Genomic DNA, 19,545 nt, shown 5'->3' on the forward strand with positions numbered 1-19,545 from the left:
TAAGACGAGGGAAATGGACCCCGGTGGAGCCCATTTTCAACAGTTCAGGTCGCGATTATAAAAATTGCACAACCTCAAGCAGTCAATCCGATGGATTCGCTGCTTGCCGACATCACATACAACCTAACGAGGCTCCAGGTAATCCACCATCAACTGCAGACTGACCTCACCCCGAAACTCATTCACATCCAGTTTGTAAACTACATACGCGCGCTTGCAGGCACTCGGCCAGACGGACAGATCAGCATTAAAATGAATCGCGTCCAGTTGCATCCGCCCCGACAGGGTGCGCAATTGTAGTTTAAGATGGCGCTCACCGACCACCCGTTGTTGCAGCAGCTCAAACTCACCGGCAAACAATGGCTCAGGGAAGTGCTGCCCCCAGGGCCCGGACTTGCGCAAAAGCCAGGCATTGTCGAGGCTCAGCTCCTGTTCGTGCAACTCACCATCCACTTCAATCACCGCCTGCAGATCATCCTCGCTCATCATCGTGCGAACCTGCTGGTCAAAGGCCAGCTTGAAGTCATCAAAGGCGCCGTCACGCAGTGTCAGGCCAGCCGCCATGGCGTGACCACCAAACTTGGCGATCAGCTCGGGATAGCGTACATCCACCGCCGCCAGCGCATCACGAATATGCAGGCCTGCAACAGACCGGGCCGATCCCTTGATCTCTCCCTGCTCTCCCTGTGCGAAGGCAATGACCGGACGGTGCACCCGCTCCTTGATGCGTGACGCAAGAATACCGATTACACCCTGATGCCAGTCAGGATGGTAAAGACAGAGCCCCCAGGGCAGTCCATCCTTATCCAGCTCCAGCCGATCCAGATGATGCAGCGCCTGATGCTGCATGTCCTGCTCGATTTCACGCCGCGCCAGATTCATTTCATTGAGCTGGCTGGCATAAAAATCAGCCAGAGGAGCAGTATCTGTCAGCAGACACTCGATACCGACCGACATGTCATCCAGACGCCCGGCCGCATTCAGTCTTGGCGCCACGGCAAAACCCAGGTCCGCAGCCGTGATACGACTATGATCACGCCCGGCCACCCTCAGCAGCGCCAGAATACCGGGGCGTGCCTTGCCAGCCCGAATGCGCTGCAGCCCCTGATGCACCAGAATGCGATTATTGGTATCCAGCGACACCACGTCAGCGACGGTCCCCAGAGCAACAATATCCAGATAGCACGCCAGATTAGGCTTGGCACGCTCAGCAAACCAGCCACGCTGCTCCAGCTCTCGGCGTAACGCCACCAGGACGTAGAACATGACCCCCACGCCACATAACGCCTTGCTGGGGAAGCTACAGCCAGGCTGATTGGGGTTAACGATAGCGTGGGCTTGTGGCAACTCATCACCGGCCAGGTGATGATCAGTTACCACCACTTGCCAACCGCGCGCTTTGGCAGCTTCAACACCGGCGATACTGGCAATGCCATTGTCCACCGTAATCAGCAAGTCAATATCGGCAGGCAGGTCTGCCACCAGCTCAGGTGACAAGCCATAGCCATACTCGAAACGATTGGGCACCTGAAAACCGACCTGTGCAGCCCCCAGATCTCTCAAACCCAGTACACCCAAAGCCGTACTGGTCGCCCCGTCACAGTCGAAGTCGCCGACAACACAAATGGTTGAACCACGCTGGATATGATCGGCAATCAGCTGGGTTGCCTCAGCCATTCCTTTTAACTGTTCTGCAGCTAGCAAATACTCCACATTACGAGCCAGCTGACTATCGTGCTGTATACCACGAGCCGCATAGATACGGGCCAGAAGAGGTGGAAGGGATTGCAGCGCAGCTGGCAGCTCTGTCGGAAGTGGGCGTGTACGGATCAGTTTTTGGGTTGCCATGTTTTGCAATGCCACTGGCTGGAGAAATAGCACTACCAGCTCAGGGAGCCGGCAGCCAGGATGAGGTTCGCCCGGTCAGATGATACGCGAGCAAGCCAACCCACTCACGCAAGCCAACTGACAAGGTGAACAGGTTTTCGGAAAGATTGGTATTGATATGCGACTGCCCGGGCGGAAAACTGCGATAGTCCACCGGATAGGCGACTACATTCCAGCCTTGCTTACGAAAGACACCTACAGCCCGGGGCATATGGAAAGCAGATGTCACCAGCAGCCAGGGCCGCGAATCCTGATAGTGCCAGGGCTGCAGATTACTGGCATTTTCCCAGGTATTGCGTGCCTTGTGCTCAAACACGATATCAGCTTTGACCCCCGCATCGCGCAACCAGCGCTCAGCCACAATGGCCCCACTGATATGCTGTGCCAGTGGATTACCGCTGGCACCACTCACCAGAACTTTGGCTTGCGGATAACTCTGCAACAACGGAAGCAATGCCATGTACCGCTCTGCGGCCCAGTTGAACTCTTCGGTACCGCGGGCTTTGGATAACTCCGCCTCTTCCCCGCCCCCCAGGACGATAATCCCGGCGATGTCTGTCGTCAGTGACGCCCGCTGAAAACGATCCTCCAGAGGTTGCAGAAGATAGTCGCCTACGGGCCACACGCTCAACAGGGCAAAAAACAGGATGACGCCCGCCAGCAGATGCTGACCCAGCCGACGGCCAGCACGAATCAGCCACCAGGCAAGAATAAGCAGCACCAGACACAGCTGCTCCGGCCTCATCAGAAACCAGAACAGCTTGGCAGCATAATACAGCAGTGATTCCATTCACATTCCAACAGCAGTCACAGGCAACTCCACCAAAGGCCTACTCACGACTGAGCAAGTCAGTACAGAGCCGTCCTGGCGGAGGCCTGTGAACCGACTTGCAGCAGTATGTGATTGGGCTCTCAGATTTTCAGGGTAGCAGCCATGTAACCCTGCACCTGCTGCAAATCATTAGCCAGCACCTGGTAGCGCTCATCACGCTCGAACAGATCGGCCATGGCCTCAGGCAGGGCCGGAGTCTGTAGTTCCGCCTTGATAATGGCATCAGGGAATTTGACGGGATGTGCCGTGGCCAGTGTCACCATAGGTACATTGTTATCCCGGCGACAGGCACGTGCAGCACGAACACCAATGGCCGTATGCGGATCAAGCAGGTAGCCCGTCTCAGCATGCACCTCGGCAATTGTCGCTACAGTGTCATCATCATTGACGCAGAAGCTGTCAAACAGCTCACGTACGGACTCCCAGCGGGCAGGATCAAGACTGACCGATTCGTTGCGGAAGCGCTGCATCAGGTCATTGATAGCCGCGCCATCACGGCCATAGATCTCAAACAGCATGCGTTCAAAGTTGCTGGATACCATGATGTCCATGGACGGTGACAGGGTATGCACCAGACCCTGACGGCTCATGTCGTTACTGCTGATCGCACGATGAAGAATATCATTGCGGTTAGTAGCTACCACCAGCTGCTGAATCGGCAGGCCCATCTGTTTGGCCAGATAACCGGCGAAGATATCGCCGAAGTTACCGGTCGGTACCGAGAACGACACTTCACGATCCGGTGCCCCCAGCGCCAGACCTGCGGCAAAGTAATAAACGATCTGGGACATGATGCGTGCCCAGTTGATCGAGTTGACCGCTCCGAGTCGAGCACCTTTAAGGAAGGCCTGATTGGCGAAGCTGTCCTTGACCATCTGCTGGCAGTCATCGAAATTGCCTTCCAGAGCGATGTTATGGACATTATCGGCCAACACCGTCGTCATCTGTCGGCGCTGAACTTCGGATACGCGCTGATAAGGATGCAGAATAAAAATATCCACATGCTCACAGTGACGGCAGCCTTCGATCGCGGCGGAACCGGTGTCCCCCGATGTCGCTCCCATGATCACCAGACGCTCACCACGCTTGGCCAGCACATGATCCATCAGACGACCCAACAGCTGCAGGGCAAAATCCTTGAACGCCAGTGTCGGGCCATGGAATAGCTCCAGCACCCACTCATTGCTGTCGAGCTGCTGTAACGGTGCGACGGCACGATGACGGAACACCTTGTAGGTATCGTCAATCATGGTTTTCAGGTCAGCGTCAGCAATAGCGCCAGCGACGAAAGGTTGAATCACCTTGAAGGCCAGATCAGCGTAAGAAAGCCCACGCCAGCTGGTGATTTCTTCCTTGCTGAAGCCAGGCAGTTGCTCGGGTACATAGAGCCCACCATCGCTGGCCAGACCGGCCAGCAACACTTCCTCAAAGCCCAGCACCGGCGCTTGGCCACGAGTACTGATATATTTCATTGCTGCTTCCTCAGGCCAGATCCAGATGTTCCACACGCATCCGGGTTACCTGCCCCTGTACGTCGTCCAGTTGTTCAATGGCCGTAATGGCCTGATTCATATTACCTTCACGCACCTGCTTGGTGAGGATGATCACCGGAGCATTGGCTGTGCCATGCTCTTTCTGCAGCAGGGCTTCAATGCTGATCCCGGCATCACTCAGGATACGGGTAATCTGTGCCAGCACACCGGGCTTTTCTTTAACCTGCATGCGCAGATAGTAAGCGGTTTCGATCTCATCAACCTGCACAACCGGCAGGTCAGACAGATGATCTGGCTGGAATGCCAGGTGCGGAACACGGTTGTTCGGATCAGCAGTCAGGGTACGGGTGACATCAATGATGTCAGCGACTACCGCAGAAGCAGTTGGCTCAGCTCCCGCACCGGCGCCGTAATAAAGAGTAGGACCGACAGCATCACCCTGCACCATGACAGCATTTTTCACACCATTAACCGCTGCCAGCAGACACTTGGTCGGAATAAGCGTCGGATGTACACGAAGTTCAACACCATTTACGGTACGACGGGCGATCCCCAGATGCTTGATGGTGTACCCCAGCGCCTCCGCATAGGTGACATCTTCAGGTGCAATCCGGCTGATCCCTTCAGTAAAGGTACGTTCAAACTGCAATGGGATACCAAAGGCCAGCGAACCCAGGATCGTCAGCTTGTGCGCAGCGTCGATACCTTCTACATCGAAGGTAGGATCCGCCTCAGCGTAACCCAGCGCCTGCGCCTCTTTCAGCACATCAGCAAAATCACGCCCCTTCTCCCGCATTTCGGTAAGGATGAAGTTGCCAGTGCCATTGATGATACCTGCCACCCATTGGATGGTATTGGCGGAAAGACCTTCGCGGATCGCCTTGATAATCGGGATACCGCCTGCCACAGAAGCCTCAAAAGCGACCATGACTTTGTTTTCACGGGCAGCTGCAAAAATCTCGTTACCATGCACAGCAATCAGCGCCTTGTTGGCAGTGACCACATGTTTTCCGTTCCTGATGGCCGTCATGACCAGCTCATGGGCGTTGTCATAGCCGCCGATCAGCTCAACAAGAATATCAATGTCAGGGTCGTTGGCCACGTCCATAATATCCGTGGTCGTGCGAATGCCAGCCAAATCCAGTTCAGGACGAGGGCGACGAATACTGACCAGATCAATAACAATCTGGCGACCAGCACGACGGGAGATTTCTTCAGCGTTGCGTTTGAGGACGTTGAGAGTACCCGCACCAACGGTACCCAAGCCACACAGGCCAACTTTGACAGGTTTCAAGTTTTTACCCCATTTCACAGGTTGCTCTGCACCACCTTCATGTGTCCATCTGGACGGTGGGTGGTTCAGTATCGTCGCGCAAGAATGCGACGAAGTTCAGACGGCGGAAAATTCTGCGGCAATCAGTCAGGACGACAGGCCAGATATTGAGAACAGAGGTCATCTTTCACCCCACACCCTCTGGCCATATATCAACCTCAACCACAGGCTGCCTGATAAAGGACTGTACACATTAAGTGGCCGGATTGCTGCTGTCAACGCAGGAACGGCGGGCCTTTGATGCTTTTACCTGCGCATAAGCAAAACACCGTATCGGTATGCGATACGGTGTCATGCAAGCACAAGAAAGCCTCAGATAGAGAAGGGAATAATCACAACCCCATGGCTTTTGCCAGCTCGTCTGCAGGCATATAGCCGGGAATGACGCGACCGTCTTCCATGACCAGCGTAGGTGTTCCTGTTACACCGATTCGCTGCCCTAAGCGATAGTCGCTGGCAACGGCATTATCACAACTCTTGCTTGCAGGAACGGCGCCTGTTTTCGCTTCGGTCAGTGCCTGCTGAGGATCATCTGAACACCACACCGACACCATCTTGTCGTAAGTGGGGCTATTAATACCGGTACGAGGGAAGGCCAGATAGTTCACTTCTATTCCCTTCGCATTCAGTGCACCAATTTCTTTATGCAGCATGCGGCAATAGCCACAATCAACATCGGTAAATACAAAGAGCCTGGCTTTACGCTGCCCTTCTGCAGGGAAAACAATCGCAGCATCTTTGGGCACACTCGCCATCAGCTGTGCCCGCGCCTTATTCTGCTTGGCTTCGGTCAAATTGATGAAGCCCTTGTCACTGACTTCGAACAGATTACCAGCAACAAAATGCTTACCGTCCTTGCTGGCATAGAGCATATCGCCCGTGCCCAGCGCCACTTCATACATCCCATCGATGGCAGCCGGTGCGATCTCGGTAATGGGCAGACCGGGATAGGCTTTATCCAGTTCCGCACGAATAACCTCTTCCGGCGTAGCGGCCAGCACAGAATGACTGCAGAGCAGAGCCGCCACTAGGGCAAGGCGCTTGAATATCATGACATCACCTCGGCTATTTCAAAATTCGCTCGCACATACCGATGAGACTGAAATGGCATGGCTAAGTTCCCTCTCCCTGCACCGCACCTCACGGCGGTCACTCAGGTCTGCGAAGTGGGCTACGCTACCCCAATTCATCTTTAACGGCAACGCACTACCGTTGTCAGTATCATCCACGCGGATGATGCTCTGCATGCAGCTGCTGCAAACGCACACGAGCTACATGGGTATAGATTTGCGTCGTCGATAGATCACTGTGCCCCAACAACATCTGCACCACCCGCAAGTCTGCGCCGTGATTGAGCAGATGAGTAGCAAAAGCATGGCGCAAGGTATGAGGAGAAATCTCGCTACTAATCCCGGCCGTCAGCGCATGACGCTTGATCGCGTGCCAGAAGGTCTGGCGCGTCATGGCGACACCTCGGTTAGACGGAAACAGCACCGGACTTTCCCCCTTCAACAACGCAGGACGCCCATCACGACAATAGCGCTCCAGCCAGAACAGCGCCTCTTCCCCCAGTGGCACCAGACGTTCCTTACTGCCCTTACCCCAGATTCGCGCCAGCCCCTGACTCAAGCTAAGCTGACTCAACTCCAGTCCCACCAGTTCACTGACACGCAAGCCTGATGCGTAAAGCACTTCAAGCATGGCACGATCACGTAACCCCAGCGCCGTTTCAACATCCGGCGCCTGCAGCAACGCTTCAACATCATCCTCACTCAGACTTTTTGGTAAAGGGCGAACGTGCTTGGGATGAGTCAGCAAGGCTGACGGATCAACGCTCAGCCACTTTTCCCGTACCGCATACTGGTAAAAACCACGCAAACAAGACAGGTAGCGAGACACCGACGAGCTTTTCGCCTGCCGTTCGAACTGCCAGTACAGATAGTCCTGCAGGGTATCGGCATACACACCGAGCAGGGATAACCCACGCTCCTCTACCAGCCAGTGCAGATAGACAGTCAGATCACGACGATAGGCATCAAGACTGTGCTGACTCAGTCCCTTCTCCAGCCACAAGGCATCCAGATAATGGTCAATACGCTGAGCATCGATCATCGCGCCACAACACCTCCCCGACAGTCCCTAGGCAGTCATTGCCCAAAATGCAAAAAGGTGGCCTAGGCCACCTTTTTGAACGTTTCCGTAAACAGACAGCTTATTAGCCGTTGTTCTTGGCAACGATTTTTTCTTTGATACGTGCTGCTTTACCAGACAGGTCGCGCAGGTAGTACAGTTTAGCCTGACGAACGTCACCACGGCGCTTAACCGCGATGGATTCGATGCTAGCACTGAAAGTCTGGAAAGTACGCTCTACGCCCACACCGTGAGAAATCTTACGCAGGGTGAAAGCAGAGTTCAGACCACGGTTACGCTTACCGATTACAACGCCTTCAAAGGCCTGCAGACGGGTGCGATCACCTTCCACAACACGTACTTGTACAACCAGAGTGTCACCTGCGCCAAAAGCAGGGACTTCTTTGTTCATTTGTTCAGCTTCGATCTGCTGAATGATCAGGTTCTTGCTGCTCATCGCTCGCTCCTAATTTCTTGTCCGCATCGGCCTTATCTGCCTCGATACGGATAAATTCTGCCAAAAGCTTTTGCTGTTGTTTGGTCAGAGCCAGTCGTTCCAGTAATTCAGGTCTGCGCTGCCAGGTTCTGCCCAGTTGCTGCTGCATTCTCCAGCGCTCAATCGCTGCATGATTGCCACTCAACAACACCGGCGGAACCGCCAGCCCACTCATGTCTTCAGGGCGGGTATAGTGCGGACAGTCAAGCAATCCTGCACTGAAGGAGTCCTGCTCAGCAGACCCTTCATGACCCAGCACCCCCGGAAGCATCCTCGCTACAGCATCGATCATCACCATGGCTGGCAGCTCACCGCCACTCAGCACAAAGTCACCAACCGACCACTCGGTATCAATCTCGGTTTGAATGACCCGTTCATCAATACCTTCGTAACGCCCGGCCACCAGAATCAGGGCGTCGTATCCAGCCAGCTCTCTTACCCCCTGCTGATCCAGCTTGCGGCCTTGCGGCGACAGATAGATCACATGAGGCTTAACCTTGGAAGCCTGTTTAGCTGCATGAATTGCATCCGTTAACGGCTGCACCTTCATCAGCATGCCAGGCCCTCCCCCGTAGGGACGGTCGTCTACAGTACGATGCCGGTCATGGGTAAAATCCCGTGGATTCCAGCACTGCAGACTAAGCTTGCCTTCTTTAACTGCCCGACCAGTGACGCCGTAGAGGCCTACAGCCCGGAACATCTCTGGAAACAGGGATACAACACCTATCCACACGTCATTGGCCTCAGAAACTGGGATCCCAGTCGACAACCAGACGCTGCTGCTCCAGGCTCACTTCCTTAACATGATGACCCAACAGATAGGGGATCAGACGTTCCTGATCATCAACACTACCTGCGCAGGGTCGGACCACAAGCACATCATTTGCGCCTGTTGCCATCAGATGATCAACCTCACCAAGGAGTACGCCCTCAGTGGTCGTCACCTGCAAACCTTCCAACTGATGCCAGTAATACTCACCTTCCTCAAGAGAAGGTAACTGGCCTTGATCAATGTTGATGTCAGCCTCGCAATACTGCCGGGCCACCTCACGATCATCACAACCTTTAATATGGGCTACCAAGCCCTGGCCATGAATACGCCATTGATCAATAACGATTTCTCGCCACTGACCGTTAAGCTGTAACTTCCAGGGAGTGTAGGCAAAGATGTTCTCCATCGGATCAGTAAAGGAATAAACCTTTACCCAGCCTTTTATGCCGTACACCGAGGTAATGCGCCCCATGACGAGCAGGTTTTCTTTGCTTTGCATCAGGCGATCCGGAAATCTCAGCTCATTACCCTATCAGTTACGCCGCAGCCTGGGCTTTGGCAGCTTCTTTGATCAGTTGGGCAACACGATCAGTAGGTTGTGCGCCTTTCTCGGTCCAGTAGGCAACGCGAGCCATGTCCAGGTTCAGACGCTGCTCACCACCACGGGCGATGGGGTTGAAGAAACCTACACGCTCAATAAAGCGACCGTCGCGTGCATTACGCTGGTCAGCAATAGTGATGTGGTAGAAAGGACGCTTTTTGGAGCCGCCACGAGCCAAACGGATAGTTACCATGTGCGATCGATCCTCTATTGAGTGTTGGATGGGTTTTGATATCGCCCACCGTTTTAGGAACCGGCAGCCCTCTCAGGGAAGTCTGCCGAGTCATAAGGCGCAGTATTCTACTTGCAGTACCGAACTCAGGCAAAGGTTTTGTTTACTTTTTCAGCAGAGACACAACCACTTACCAGCACCTGCAATGGCGCAAAAAAACAGTTAACAGAAAAATCAAAGACGCGGCATGCCACCGCCCATTCCTGGTGGCAACATACTCTTCATGCCACGCATCATCTTCGCCAGACCACCTTTGCCGGAGATCTGCTTCATCATTTTTTGCATCTGCTTGTGCTGTTTCAGCAGTCTGTTGACGTCCTGCACCTGAGTGCCGGACCCCATGGCAATACGACGCTTGCGTGGGCCGTTAATCAGATCAGGATTACGTCGCTCTTTGGGAGTCATGGAGTTGATGATCGCCTCCATCTGCTTCATGTTCTTTTCGGCTGCGCCCATATCAGCATTCTGGGTCAGCTGCCCCATTCCCGGCAGTTTGGTCATCAGACCAGCCATGCCTCCCATGTTGCTCATCTGTTGCAGCTGATCACGGAAATCTTCCAGATCGAAACCTTTGCCTTTCTTCAGTTTGGACGCCAGCTTCTCAGCCTTGCTGCGGTCCATCTTCTGCTCAGCTTCTTCGATCAGCGACAGCACATCGCCCATACCAAGAATACGAGAGGCAACACGATCAGGATGGAAAGGCGACAGGGCTTCGGTTTTCTCACCAACCCCCAGAAACTTGATGGGCTTACCTGTAATGTAACGAACAGACAAGGCCGCACCGCCACGAGCATCGCCGTCGGTCTTGGTCAGAATGACCCCCGTCAATGGCAACACATCATTGAATGCCTTGGCAGTATTGGCGGCGTCCTGACCCGTCATGGCATCAACCACAAACAGGGTCTCGATGGGCTTGACGGCAGCGTGAAGCTGCTTCACCTCCTCCATCATGGCTTCATCAACATGCAGACGGCCGGCAGTATCCAGCAACACCACATCGTAGTGCTGAATTTTGGCGTGCTGAATAGCTGCCTGAGCGATATCGAGCGGTTTTTGATTACTTTGGCTGGGGAAGAAATTGACCCCGACTTCATTCGCCAGGGTTTCCAGCTGTTTGATAGCCGCAGGACGATAAACGTCCACTGACACCACCATGACTGACTTCTTGTGCCGCTCCTTTAAGAAGCGGGCCAGCTTACCGACAGAAGTGGTTTTACCCGCGCCTTGCAGACCCGCCATCATCACCACTGCGGGAGGCTGAGCAGACAGATTGAGCGCCTCGTTGGCATCACCCATGATGCTGACCAGCTCCTGCTGGACAATCTTGATAAACACCTGCCCAGGGCTGAGGCTGCGCGTCACTTCCTGACCAATGGCACGCTCCTTGACCTTACCTATAAACTCTTTGACCACAGGCAGGGCGACGTCCGCTTCAAGCAGGGCCATGCGCACATCACGCAACGCGTCTTTGACATTGTCCTCAGTAAGCTTGGCCTGGCCGGTAATATGCTTTAAGGTCTGGGATAAACGTTCCGTTAGATTGTCAAACATGATGTGCCCTTAATTGACGCCCGCCGATGATCACTGCCAGACGTACCTGTAAAAATCAAATTTCGGCTATTATATCCGACGCCTTGCCCAGGCACGAATGCCACTTTCAATAACATACGGATTTAACCCAATACCGTGCGGCCAGCCAATGCCAAGCGGGACAATGGATAGCTGATCAATGATTCTCTTCAGTGCCTATGCTCTTGCCGTTTTGGCCTACCTGACTGGAGGTGCGCTACAGTGCCGTGCCTTGATGAACAAGCCCGTCTGCAGTCGCAACCTGATCCTGATGCTCGGCCTGGCTGGCGCTATTGCACAGGCATTTTCACTTTCCCACACCCTGATCACCGACAATGGCCTGCGTTTTGATTTCTTTATTACAGCATCCCTAATCGCCTGCATCATTGTTCTGTTAGCCCTAGCCAGTATCCTTACCCGCCCACTGGAAAACCTGCTGGTAGTGATTTATCCGATGGCTGCGCTGACTGTCATTCTCAGCGCCCTGGTGCCTGCGGAAGGGCTGTCTCATGAATATGACCCCGGCCTAGACCTGCATATTGCCTCCTCCATGATTGCCTATGCTTTCTTCACACTGGCCTTGGTGCAGGCACTGCTATTGTCGCGGCAGAACTGGCAGTTAAAACATCACAAGCCCAGTGCATTGACCAAAGCACTCCCACCACTGATGACCATGGAAAAACTGTTATTCGAGTTAATCTGGGTGGGGCTGATTTTCCTGACCATAGGCTTGGGCAGTGGCTTCTTCTTTGTGGAGAATCTGTTTGTACAGCACCTGATCCACAAAACCATTCTGTCGATACTGGCCTGGTTTATCTTCGCCACCCTGCTGGTTGGCCATTACCGTTTCGGCTGGCGCAGTCGTACCGCAGTACGCTGGACTATTGGAGGTTTTGTAGTACTTATGCTGAGTTTTTTCGGTACCAAGCTGGTACTGGAATACATTCTTCACCGTGCCTGATGAGCAAAACACGCTATCATCGACCAAACACAATAGGTCGGTAGCACTGATGCTTGACACTGCCCCGGCCGAGCGAATACAACTCTGTTTCCGATTCGCGTTACGAGGTTAACCCTGTCTTGAACGACATACCCATAGTGGCCTTAGTCATTATCTTGGTCATTCTTATTTTCCTCTCTGCATTTTTCTCTAGTTCCGAGACCGGGATGATGTCTCTGAACCGTTATCGCCTACGTCACCTCGTAAAAAGCAAGCACAGAGGCGCCACACGCGCATCCAAGTTACTTGAGCGTCCAGAACGCCTGATTGGTGTCATCCTGATCGGTAATAACTTTGTAAACACCCTACTGGCATCACTGTCGGCCGTTATTGCGACGCAAATCTGGGGCGATGCAGGTATCGCCATAGCCACCGCCATTCTCACAGTTGTTATTATTATTTTTGGCGAAGTGACCCCCAAAACCTACGCGGCCCTGCACCCAGAGCGTATCGCCTTCCCGGCAGCGGTCATCCTTACCCCTTTACTCACTCTGCTGTATCCCTTTGTATGGACAGTCAATCAGATTACCAGCGGGATTATGCGCCTGTTCAGACTGCAGGCGAACACTGGTGCGGGCCATCACCTGAGCACAGAAGAACTGCGCACCATCGTGCACGAAGCAGGCGCGCTGATGCCTCGTCGCAATCAGAACATGCTGCTCAGCATTCTTGACCTTGAGCGAGTGTCAGTGAATGACGTAATGATTCCAGCGAACGATATTGAAGGCATAGATCTGGATGATGATCTTGAGACCATCCTTGAGCAAATCGCCAGAAGTCGCTACACACGCCTTCCGCTTTATCAGGGTGAAATAAACAATGTCGTCGGTGTGTTACACATGCGTAGCGTAGCCAAGCTGATCAAATCGGACGAACCAGTTACCAAAGAACTGATTGCCGAGCAGGCTTTTGAGCCCTACTTCATACCTGAAAACACCCCGTTGCATACCCAGCTGCTCAACTTCCAGAAAGAGAACAAGCGGCTGGGTCTGGTAGTGGATGAATACGGCGATATTATTGGCGCCATCACACTGGAAGACATTCTGGAAGAGATCGTAGGCGAGCTATCCACCAAAGAGGATGTAGAGGATCAGGATATCGTTCATCAGGATGATGGCAGCATCATCATTGACGGCACATCCAACATCCGTGATATCAACAAGGCACTGCATTGGGAGCTGCCTACCGAAGGGCCGAAAACAATCAATGGCCTGATCGTCGAAACGCTGGAGGCCATTCCGCAGGCCAATACCTGTGTGCAAATTGGTGATTACCGTTTTGAGACACTGCAAATCAAGGACAATCTCATAAAATCTGTACGTGCCTACAGCGTCGAAGAGTAAGATCGCACCGCAGTCCATGTACATAAGAAGGGAGCCAATGGCTCCCTTGTTGCTTTTAGCACCTCAGAACAGCCCCCCCCCCGGTAGCAGTTCACGAACAGTCCAACCCGACTCCAGCACTCCAGCACTCCAGCACTCCAGCACTCCAGCACTCCAGCATCTGACAACCATCCGCGCGCGATAGCCACTCCACTACTCCGTTAGCGAGTTACTCTCCTGATAACGGAGAGTACGGACAATGGTCCGATGAGCTCATCACCTTATGAACAGATGATCATCACCGACATATTTTCACTACCTCAAAAACAATGAAGGGCGCACTAAGGCGCCCTTCATTGCCATTCATCATCCAGTCTGATCAGGGACGATCGTCAACCAGCTCTTCCTTGGCAGGAGGCAACAGATCTTCACGCGATACTTTCAGATAGATCAAGAGACTGGCACAGACATATACCGATGAGTAGGTTCCCACGCCGATACCAATCAACAGTGCCAACGCGAAGCCATGAATCATGTCGCCGCCGAACAGGAACAACGCCCACACCACCAACCAGGTGGTCAATGAAGTGATGGTGGTCCGCCCCAGAGTGTCAGTCATAGCGGTATTAACCACCTCGACAGGCACTGCTTTACGCATTTTGCGGAAGTTTTCACGGATACGGTCAGCGACCACAATCGAGTCATTGAGAGAGTAACCAATGACAGCCAGCACTGCGGCCAGCACGGTCAGATCAAACTCAATCCGGAACAGGGAGAATACGCCCAGCACAATGATCACGTCGTGCACCAGTGATAACACCGCCGCAAACGAGAACTTGAACTGGAAACGTGCCGCCACGTACAGCATGACCCCAGCCAGAGCCAGCAACATGCCCAGACCGCCCTGATCACGCAGCTCGCCCCCCACCTGGGAGCCGACAAACTCGGTACGTTTCAGCGTCACATCGGCACCGTCAGACTGCAGTGCAGCCATGACTTGATCACCCACCTTGGCCTGCTCTGTAGAAGCCACTCGTACCACGATGTCGCGCAGGGTTCCGTAGCTCTGCACTACAGCACTCTCAAGGCCGGCCTTTTCCAGCTGACCACGCACTTTGTCCAGATTCTGGTCCTGTGCAAACTGCACCTCTACCAGCGTACCGCCAGTAAAATCCAGACCAAACTGCAAACCCTGCACAGCCAGTGATCCCAACGAGATCAGGGTTGCTACCAGGGAGATAGCGGCGAACATATGCCGCAGCTTCATAAAATCAATGACGCGCTTTACAGCAGCCATCTCAGGCACCTCCCTTGAAGAACAGAGGCCAAATCGGCAATTGATTCAGCTTACGACCACCGTACAACAGGTTAACCAGCGCACGGGTAACCATGATGGCGGTAAACATAGAGGTGATAATGCCGATCGACAGAGTGACAGCGAAGCCTTTGACCGGCCCGGTTCCCATAAAGAACAGAATCAGCCCCACCAGCAGGGTCGTCAGGTTGGAGTCGAGAATGGTAGTAAAGGCACGTTCATAGCCAGCATGAATGGCCATCTGCACGGGCGCCTTATTCGCCAGCTCCTCCTTTATCCTGGAGAAAATCAATACGTTGGCATCGACCGCCATCCCCATTGTCAACACGATACCGGCAATACCTGGCAGCGTCAGCGTTGACGAAATGATCGACATCACCGCGATCAGCAGAGCGATGTTGAGACCAAGTGCAATGTTGGCAATCAGACCGAAGGTGCGGTAATAGAGCAGCATGAATACCACCACCAGTGCCAGGCCCACCTCTGCAGAGAACACACCGCGCTCGATGTTCTGCTGACCAAGGCTAGGACCAACCGTACGCTCTTCAACGATGTAGACAGGTGCAGCCAATGAGCCTGCGCGCAACAGCAACGCTAGCTCTGAAGCCTCGCCGTTGCTATCCAGACCGGTGATACGGAAGGAGTTACCCAGCGCAGACTGGATCGTCGCCAGAGAGATGATGGACTTTTCAACATAAGGAACGCGTTTTTCCACGTTCTGACCATTCTCGCTGGACACCACATTGCGTGTTTTGTGCTCGATGAACAGTACCGCCATCTTGCGTCCCACAGCATTGCGGGTGATGCGGTTCATCATCTTGCCACCGGCCGAGTCAAGATTGACGTTTACCTGTGGCCGGCCAGTCTCATCGAAGGAAGAAGAAGCGCTGGAGACGTTATTACCGGTGATAATAATGTCGCGCTCCAGTGTCGCCTGACGATTAGGGGCTGAGCGGAAGTTGAACGTCTCCGTAGTACCGGCAGCCGCATCAGAACGTGACTCCAGACGGAACTCCAGATTGGCAGTTGCCCCCAGCACACGTTTGGCCGCGGCGGTATCCTGCACCCCAGGCAACTCCACGACAATACGATTGCGTCCCTGACGTTGCACCAGCGGCTCGGCCACCCCCAGCTCATTGACACGATTACGCAGCGTGGTCAGGTTCTGGGTAATGGCATAATCTTCGATCTCGCGCGTGGTTTTCTCGCTGAGATTGATCATGATGGCAGGCTGACCGTCAGCCTCAGCCGTCTCCAGCACAAACTCAGGATAGTCCTTACGCAACAGCGTCACGGCCTGATCACGAGCATCGGCATCACGGAAGTCAATTTGCAGCTTGCCACTTTGCTGGTCATGATCGACCTTGCTGTAGCGCAACTTGGCTTCACGCAACTTGGTCTTGATCTCTGACTGATAGACGTCCAGACGCTGGGTGACCGCCTCGGCCATATCCACTTCCATCAGGAAGTGCACACCGCCACGCAAGTCGAGGCCGAGTTTCATCGGTCCTGCGCCCAAAGACGTCAACCAGGCCGGAGTAGTCGGCGCCAGGTTGAGTGCTACCACGTAGTCCTGGCCAAGAGCCTGGGCCACGATATCCCGTGCAATCAGCTGATCTTCACCGCTGTTCATGCGGATCAGGGCGCTTTGGTCATTCTCAGCACGCTCGGCACCTTTGATGCCGATGTTTTTCGCAGCAATAGCCGCCTCTGCACGCTTGAGTGTTGCCTCGTCGACCACTTCTCCGGAACGGCTGGCACTGATCTGCACAGCATAGTCATCTGGATAGAGGTTGGGCGCCGCATAAATGCTTGCGACCGCCAGCACTACCAGAATCAGCAAATACTTCCACAACGGATAACGGTTGAGCATGAAGTTGCCTTTTCTACATTTATAGAATGCAGGAAAGGCGCCCTAAGGCGCCTAACTGCAGGTATAGACTCAGATATTCTTGATAGTGCCTTTGGGCAGCGCCGCTGAAATGTACACTTTCTGCACTTTCAGCTCGACGGTATCGGACACCGCCAGCACTATGTAGTCATCAGTCACTTTGCTGACACGACCAAGGATGCCACCGCTGGTCACCACTTCGTCTCCCTTGTTCAGTCCGGTAATCAGATTCTTGTGCTCCTTCTGGCGTTTTGATTGAGGACGCCACAGGAAGAAATAGAAAATGACAGCAAAGCCAACCAGGAAGATCAGGTTGAAGAATTCGCCACCGGGTGCCGCAGCAGGTGCATCAGCTGCATAGGCAGGAGCAATAAACCAGCTCATTAGAGGTCTCCTAAGGTAGTTGAAACTTGTTATAACGGCGGCGTGGTCATACCACGTCGCTGATAGAAATCATCAACGAAGTCGCCCAATGTACCCGCTTCAATTGCCCCACGCAATCCAGCCATCAGGGTCTGGTAATAGCGCAGGTTATGAATGGTATTGAGTTGAGCTGCCAGCATTTCTCCACATTTATCAAGGTGATGGAGATAAGCACGGGAGAAGTTCTGACAGGTGTAGCAGTTACACTCAGGGCCAAGCGTGCCGGTATCCTCACGATGCCTGGCGTTGCGGATTTTGATCACGCCTTCGGAAGTGAACAGATGACCATTACGGGCATTGCGGGTAGGCATGACGCAATCAAACATATCGACACCACGACGCACCCCTTCCACCAGATCTTCTGGACGGCCTACTCCCATCAGATAGCGCGGACGGTCCTTGGGCAGTTTGGGAGCGGTATGTGACAGAATGCGCATCATGTCATCTTTAGGCTCACCGACCGACAATCCACCGATGGCATACCCATCAAAGCCAATCTCGGTCAGCCCGGCCAGGGATTCCTCGCGCAGATATTCATACATCCCGCCCTGCACGATACCAAACAAGGCCGCCGGACTCTCACCATGAGCCGCCTTCGAGCGCTTGGCCCAGCGCAGAGATAACCGCATCGAATCCGCTGCCTGTCGCTCGGTAGCAGGGTAAGGAGTGCACTCATCAAAGATCATTACAACGTCAGAGCCTAGATCGCGCTGAACTTCCATTGAACGCTCAGGAGTCAGTTCGACCTTGGCACCATCCACCGGTGAGCGGAAGGTCACGCCATGCTCGGTAATTTTGCGCATTTTACCGAGGCTGAATACCTGAAAACCGCCAGAGTCTGTCAGTATGGGCTTTGGCCATTGATTGAACTCATGCAGCCCACCATGCTTTTTCACCACTTCAGTGCCTGGACGCAGCATCAGGTGAAAGGTATTGCCCAGAATGATTTGCGCACCGATCTCCTCAATGTCACGTGGCAGCATACCCTTGACCGTGCCATACGTACCGACCGGCATGAAGGCAGGGGTTTCCACCACACCACGGGGAAAGGTCAATCGTCCACGACGTGCCTGACCTTCTTCAGCCAGCAGCTCAAACTGCATATAACATGAACGAGTCATGGAGTTACTCACCTTTGGCCCCTGACTGGGGGCAGCTGATAAACATGGCATCGCCATAACTGAAAAAACGCATCCGTTCAGCAATCGCTCGCTGATAAGCACTCATGATGTGTTCATAACCTGCCAGTGCTGACACCAACATCAACAGCGTAGATTCCGGCAGGTGGAAATTAGTAATCAAGGCATCAACACTGCGAAAGACATAGCCGGGGTAAATAAAAATATCTGTCTCCCCTACATAGGGCTCGATATGCCCGCTGCGTGATGCGCTCTCCAGCGAGCGAACACTGGTCGTCCCTACCGCAATGACTCTGCCACCACGCGCCCGGGTACGACGTACGGCTTCGCAGACTTCAGCAGACACCTCCAGATACTCACTGTGCATGTGGTGATCTTCAATACGGTCCACACGTACCGGCTGAAATGTCCCCGCCCCGACATGCAAGGTGACAAAGGCGAACTCGACCCCCTTGTCCTGTAGCACCTTCAACAACGGCTCATCAAAATGCAAACCGGCAGTAGGCGCCGCCACTGCCCCCGGTTTTTCGTTATAAACCGTTTGATAACGCTCGCGATCTTCCAGCTCATCCTCCCGGCTCATGTAGGGCGGAAGAGGCATATGCCCGACACGCTCCAGCACGCTCAGCACGGATTCATCACCCAAAAAAGCCAGTTCAAAAAGCGCATCATGACGGGCCAGCATCTCTGCTTCTACCTGTCCTTCGAGCAACAGCCGTGTACCTGGTTTGGGTGATTTACTGGAGCGAATGTGAGCCAGCACGCGCTTGTCATCAATAATACGCTCCACCAGCACCTCAACCTTGCCGCCAGAGTCCTTTTGCCCGAACAGCCGTGCCGGAATGACTCGCGTATTATTGAATACCAACAAGTCCTTATCGCTGATCATCCCGGCGATATCGCGAAACACCTTGAAATTGATATAGCCACTTTGCCCATCAAGGCATAACAGACGGCTGGCAGAGCGTTCGGCCATGGGGTAGCGGGCGATCAGCTCATCAGGAAGCTCGAAGTGAAAGTCTTTGACCTGCATATCAGTGATTTGGTTCGTCCAGACAAAAAATAGGCTGTACCACTCATCCACAAAGGGCCTTGGGCGTTAGCAACCAC

At 53.8% G+C, this 19,545-nt stretch carries 18 protein-coding genes; 2 read left to right on the top strand and 16 right to left on the bottom strand.

Annotation, left to right across the window (positions count from 1 at the left end):
- Nucleotides 1–123: 123 nt before the first annotated feature.
- The 11 genes from recJ to ffh form a co-directional block, all read right to left on the bottom strand.
- Nucleotides 124–1,848, bottom strand: a complete 1,725-nt coding sequence (gene recJ / locus QCD60_RS05235) for a single-stranded-DNA-specific exonuclease RecJ (RefSeq protein WP_279783063.1) — start codon at nt 1,846–1,848, stop codon at nt 124–126.
- 40 nt (nt 1,849–1,888) lie between these two features.
- Entirely contained in the window at nt 1,889–2,677 is a 789-nt protein-coding gene (locus QCD60_RS05240) for a YdcF family protein (protein ID WP_279783066.1), read from the bottom strand.
- Nucleotides 2,678–2,799: 122 nt separating this feature from the next.
- On the bottom strand, nt 2,800–4,191 hold the full coding sequence (gene thrC, locus QCD60_RS05245; protein ID WP_279783068.1) for a threonine synthase: 1,392 nt from the start codon (nt 4,189–4,191) through the stop codon (nt 2,800–2,802).
- A 10-nt stretch (nt 4,192–4,201) separates the two neighbouring features.
- On the bottom strand, nt 4,202–5,506 hold the full coding sequence (locus QCD60_RS05250; protein ID WP_279783070.1) for a homoserine dehydrogenase: 1,305 nt from the start codon (nt 5,504–5,506) through the stop codon (nt 4,202–4,204).
- A 371-nt stretch (nt 5,507–5,877) separates the two neighbouring features.
- Nucleotides 5,878–6,597 (bottom strand): DsbC family protein, encoded by a 720-nt coding sequence (locus tag QCD60_RS05255; RefSeq protein WP_279783072.1) that lies wholly within the window; start codon nt 6,595–6,597, stop codon nt 5,878–5,880.
- Nucleotides 6,598–6,766: 169 nt separating this feature from the next.
- On the bottom strand, nt 6,767–7,657 hold the full coding sequence (gene xerD, locus QCD60_RS05260) for a site-specific tyrosine recombinase XerD (protein WP_279783074.1): 891 nt from the start codon (nt 7,655–7,657) through the stop codon (nt 6,767–6,769).
- Between the two features lie 103 nt (nt 7,658–7,760).
- Nucleotides 7,761–8,132 (bottom strand): 50S ribosomal protein L19, encoded by a 372-nt coding sequence (rplS, locus tag QCD60_RS05265; RefSeq protein ID WP_104155433.1) that lies wholly within the window; start codon nt 8,130–8,132, stop codon nt 7,761–7,763.
- Nucleotides 8,092–8,904: a tRNA (guanosine(37)-N1)-methyltransferase TrmD gene (gene trmD / locus QCD60_RS05270; RefSeq protein ID WP_279783078.1), complete on the bottom strand. Its 813-nt coding sequence runs from the start codon at nt 8,902–8,904 to the stop codon at nt 8,092–8,094. Before trmD ends, rplS begins: the two co-directional genes overlap by 41 nt.
- A 10-nt stretch (nt 8,905–8,914) precedes the next feature.
- Nucleotides 8,915–9,442, bottom strand: coding sequence for a ribosome maturation factor RimM (gene rimM / locus QCD60_RS05275; protein WP_279783079.1), 528 nt, complete (start codon nt 9,440–9,442; stop codon nt 8,915–8,917).
- Nucleotides 9,443–9,479: 37 nt separating this feature from the next.
- Entirely contained in the window at nt 9,480–9,737 is a 258-nt protein-coding gene (gene rpsP, locus QCD60_RS05280; RefSeq protein WP_104155430.1) for a 30S ribosomal protein S16, read from the bottom strand.
- Nucleotides 9,738–9,950: 213 nt separating this feature from the next.
- A complete protein-coding gene (ffh, locus tag QCD60_RS05285; RefSeq protein WP_279783080.1) occupies nt 9,951–11,327 on the bottom strand; it encodes a signal recognition particle protein in 1,377 nt (458 codons plus the stop codon).
- 253 nt (nt 11,328–11,580) lie between these two features.
- Between ffh and ccsA the strand changes: the two genes are divergently transcribed.
- Both ccsA and QCD60_RS05295 read left to right on the top strand, forming a co-directional pair.
- Complete coding sequence (gene ccsA / locus QCD60_RS05290; RefSeq protein ID WP_279783081.1) at nt 11,581–12,306, top strand: cytochrome c biogenesis protein CcsA; 726 nt, start codon at nt 11,581–11,583, stop codon at nt 12,304–12,306.
- A 59-nt stretch (nt 12,307–12,365) separates the two neighbouring features.
- Nucleotides 12,366–13,688 carry an HlyC/CorC family transporter gene (locus QCD60_RS05295; RefSeq protein WP_279787886.1) on the top strand — a complete coding sequence of 441 codons (1,323 nt, stop codon included), beginning with the start codon at nt 12,366–12,368 and terminating at the stop codon, nt 13,686–13,688.
- Nucleotides 13,689–14,046: 358 nt separating this feature from the next.
- On the opposite strand, the gene secF is transcribed toward QCD60_RS05295, so the two are convergent.
- The 5 genes from secF to queA form a co-directional block, all read right to left on the bottom strand.
- Nucleotides 14,047–14,964, bottom strand: a complete 918-nt coding sequence (gene secF / locus QCD60_RS05300) for a protein translocase subunit SecF (protein WP_279783082.1) — start codon at nt 14,962–14,964, stop codon at nt 14,047–14,049.
- 1 nt (nt 14,965) lies between these two features.
- Nucleotides 14,966–16,855, bottom strand: a complete 1,890-nt coding sequence (gene secD, locus QCD60_RS05305; protein ID WP_104155425.1) for a protein translocase subunit SecD — start codon at nt 16,853–16,855, stop codon at nt 14,966–14,968.
- A 69-nt stretch (nt 16,856–16,924) separates the two neighbouring features.
- Entirely contained in the window at nt 16,925–17,257 is a 333-nt protein-coding gene (gene yajC, locus QCD60_RS05310) for a preprotein translocase subunit YajC (protein ID WP_104155424.1), read from the bottom strand.
- 29 nt (nt 17,258–17,286) lie between these two features.
- On the bottom strand, nt 17,287–18,399 hold the full coding sequence (gene tgt / locus QCD60_RS05315; protein ID WP_279787887.1) for a tRNA guanosine(34) transglycosylase Tgt: 1,113 nt from the start codon (nt 18,397–18,399) through the stop codon (nt 17,287–17,289).
- A gap of 22 nt (nt 18,400–18,421) precedes the next feature.
- Nucleotides 18,422–19,468 carry a tRNA preQ1(34) S-adenosylmethionine ribosyltransferase-isomerase QueA gene (queA, locus tag QCD60_RS05320; RefSeq protein ID WP_279783083.1) on the bottom strand — a complete coding sequence of 349 codons (1,047 nt, stop codon included), beginning with the start codon at nt 19,466–19,468 and terminating at the stop codon, nt 18,422–18,424.
- Nucleotides 19,469–19,545 lie beyond the last annotated feature (77 nt).

This window comes from Pokkaliibacter sp. MBI-7, from assembly GCF_029846635.1.
Classification (GTDB): Bacteria; Pseudomonadota; Gammaproteobacteria; order Pseudomonadales; family Balneatricaceae; genus Pokkaliibacter.